The sequence below is a fragment of the Variovorax sp. P4_D9 genome (genome assembly GCF_056401695.1).
The window spans coordinates 1-2,573 of sequence record NZ_JBFUIU010001059.1 but is presented as its reverse complement, the minus strand read 5'-3'; the positions used below and the strand labels follow the sequence as shown (position 1 = coordinate 2,573).

The 2,573-nt window shown below is 63.1% G+C and carries 2 protein-coding genes, 1 tRNA gene and 2 pseudogenes; all 5 read left to right on the top strand.

Going from position 1 to position 2,573, the window contains the following annotated elements:
• Window positions 1–221 (top strand): annotated as a pseudogene (locus tag AC1DY5_RS50845) (ClpXP protease specificity-enhancing factor); the annotation flags it as partial.
• Between the two features lie 39 nt (window positions 222–260).
• Window positions 261–336, top strand: a tRNA-Thr gene (locus AC1DY5_RS50840).
• 585 nt (window positions 337–921) lie between these two features.
• Window positions 922–1,872, top strand: a complete 951-nt coding sequence (locus tag AC1DY5_RS50835; protein WP_478121886.1) for a cupin-like domain-containing protein — start codon at window positions 922–924, stop codon at window positions 1,870–1,872.
• A gap of 53 nt (window positions 1,873–1,925) precedes the next feature.
• A complete protein-coding gene (locus AC1DY5_RS50830; RefSeq protein WP_478121885.1) occupies window positions 1,926–2,084 on the top strand; it encodes an Arm DNA-binding domain-containing protein in 159 nt (52 codons plus the stop codon).
• A gap of 122 nt (window positions 2,085–2,206) precedes the next feature.
• Window positions 2,207–2,573, top strand: a pseudogene (locus tag AC1DY5_RS50825) (PepSY-associated TM helix domain-containing protein); the annotation flags it as partial.

Sequence of the window (2,573 nt, the reverse complement as noted above, 5' to 3'; positions counted from 1 at the left end):
GTGCCGCACCACCCCCCGCCCATTCGTCGGCGGCCTCGACCCGGACCCCGTTGCGCGATGCGTCGCGCGGCACCGAGGGCGACGCCGGCAAGGTGGTTCACCTCGTGCCCGGCGAAGGCGAAGAGGCGATCGAGACCGGCAGCGCGCCCCTCGATCCCGACGAGCCGCCGCGTCCACCGGCCGGCGGCGGGGCGCGACCGTCCCTCAAGCGGATCAAGTGAGCGGCACGCCCCGGCCGCGCCGCTAAAATCAAAATTCCCGCCGCTTTAGCTCAGTTGGTAGAGCAACCGCCTTGTAAGCGGTAGGTCGTCAGTTCGATTCCGACAAGCGGCACCAAACAACGGCCCGGCAAAGTCCAATGTTGTCCGAGCCTTTTCATTTTTCCCTTGCAAGGACCGCACTCGTCGTCCGATGTCGTCCATGGAATTTGAACAGAATCCGGGGGCATCTGGGGGCACTTATGAGGGCAGGGGATTCAAGGATGGGGGCATTTCTCTGCACGGGTGAAAATGCGAGCGAAGTGCCCGTTGTCCTGACTCGCGGCTCGCCTTCGAAGGGCTGATCTCTTCGTCGGGCCGCCACTGCCCGCGTATGCCCGAAGAGATCAACATGGCCGCGTCTACCGCGAGCGTTCTGGTCTGCCGGGGTGACGCCGGCAAACCGCGGTGCTTTCAAGGGCTGGGCGGTACGTGGCGACACCCCTACTTCAGGACGTTTCGTGTGATTTCACCAGGGAAAGTGTCGACGGCGTATAGGGCCGCTGGGGGCGTACTGCGCCGCCGACGGTTGGCCAGTCCGGGCTGATCGTCCGTATGGCCACTTGACGCGGCCATGGAAATGTGAAAACTTGTGTACTACGTGTGCGAGCAATGACGGACGCGCAGCGTGCGCGCTGGCCCTGCACCGATCCGGGAGTCGACCATGCTGGGTGAATTCGTCTCGAGGGAAGTCGCTGCCACCCTGGCTGCACGAGGGCGGCAACAGATGCAGCATCTGATCGATTTCGACCCTGAGGCGGTCCGGGCCTCATACAACCGGGAACCGTTCCTGGTGAACCATCGCCTGGCCACCCATCCTAGTTTCTCGCTGCCGGAATTGTTTACGCTCTGCCGGCGTCTGCCGCGCAACGAGGTGAAGTATCGGGTCGGCGTGATACCCGGTGACGCCGACTTCGACTCGTCCTATGCGCGCTACAGCCAGGGCCTTTCGCTGGAAGACGTACTGGAACGCTTCGAGCAATCGAGGGCCTTCATCTGCATCTACAACCCGGAACGCGATGCCGCCTACCGGCCCTTGTTGGAAGGTCTGCTGACAGAGATCGCCGCGGCCATCGACGAGTTCGATCCGGTGGTCACCTGGTATTCGACATACATCTTCATCTCCACGCAGGACTCGGTCACGCCCTACCACATGGATCGCGAGATGAACTTTCTGCTTCAGGTGCGCGGCGACAAGAAGGTGGCTCTGTGGGATCCCAGCGACGACGAGATCATGAGTCCGGCAGAGAAGGACCGCCTGCTCTCGCTCTTCAGCAGCAAGCGGCCGACCTACCTGCCCTCGTTCGAATCGAAGGCGATGACCTTCGATCTCAAGCCAGGTCTCGGTGTCCATCACCCTTTCATCGCCCCTCATCGGGTGCATACAGGTTCCGAACTCTCCGTCTCGCTGGCGTTCACTTTTCGCACGCAGAAGTCCGACATGCTGACGAGCGCGCACGCGTTCAACTACATGCTTCGCAAATGCGGCTGGTCGCCGGCAGAGATCGGGCAGCATCCGCTCGCCGATCAGGTCAAGGTTGCGGCATCGCACGCAGCGAGATTGCCCATTAGCTTGCTGCAAAGGGCTTGGCACGCACGCAGGCTCGCGTCCTGACCCTGTCGCCAGCAGATTTCTCCCGTTCTCCGTGGGCATCCCGGCTTCGGCGCATGAAGTATCGCTTCGCCGGCAAGGAGAAGCGCCTGGCCTTCGGTGTCTACCCCGAAGTTGCGCTGAAGGAAGCCCGCGCCAAGCGCGACGACGCAAGGCTAATGCTGGGTCGTGATGAAGACCCAGGCGTTGCAAAGACAGTAGCGGCCACCGGCTGACGTGACCTCCAGATAGAGGGGGGCACAAAAGGGGGCGTATTTTGCCCCGACTCTAACGACATCAAGCATTCATGCGGGTTTTTGGTCTATGTTCGGGTCAGACAAGCGCACCATCCCGATCCATGACCGACGCAACGAACGCGACCGCCCCCCTCCAGGCCAGCCGTTCCAAGACAGAGCGCCGCATCCTGCTCGTCCAATTTATCCGCAAGGCCCACGGCTGGATCGGACTCTGGGGCGCAATCCTGGGCCTGATCTTCGGTACCGCCGGGATCTGGCTCAACCATCGCGCGGTGCTGAAGCTGTCGATGGCGCAGCAACGTGTCAACGCCCAGCTCGCGCTTCCCGATCCGGCACCCGCCAGCGCGCCGGACATGGCGCTCTGGTTGCAGGGCGCGCTGGCGCAGGCCGGCCCGCCGAATTCGATCCGCACCGAACCCGCGCGAACGGTCGCCTGGGCCGAAAAGGGCGGGGCCGACCCGTTGATGC

Bases quoted from the DNA above. Each gene is read 5' to 3' on its own strand.
- AC1DY5_RS50835 (WP_478121886.1), top strand. From the start codon at position 922: ATGCTGGGTGAATTCGTCTCGAGGGAAGTCGCTGCCACCCTGGCTGCA.
- AC1DY5_RS50830 (WP_478121885.1), top strand. From the start codon at position 1,926: ATGAAGTATCGCTTCGCCGGCAAGGAGAAGCGCCTGGCCTTCGGTGTC.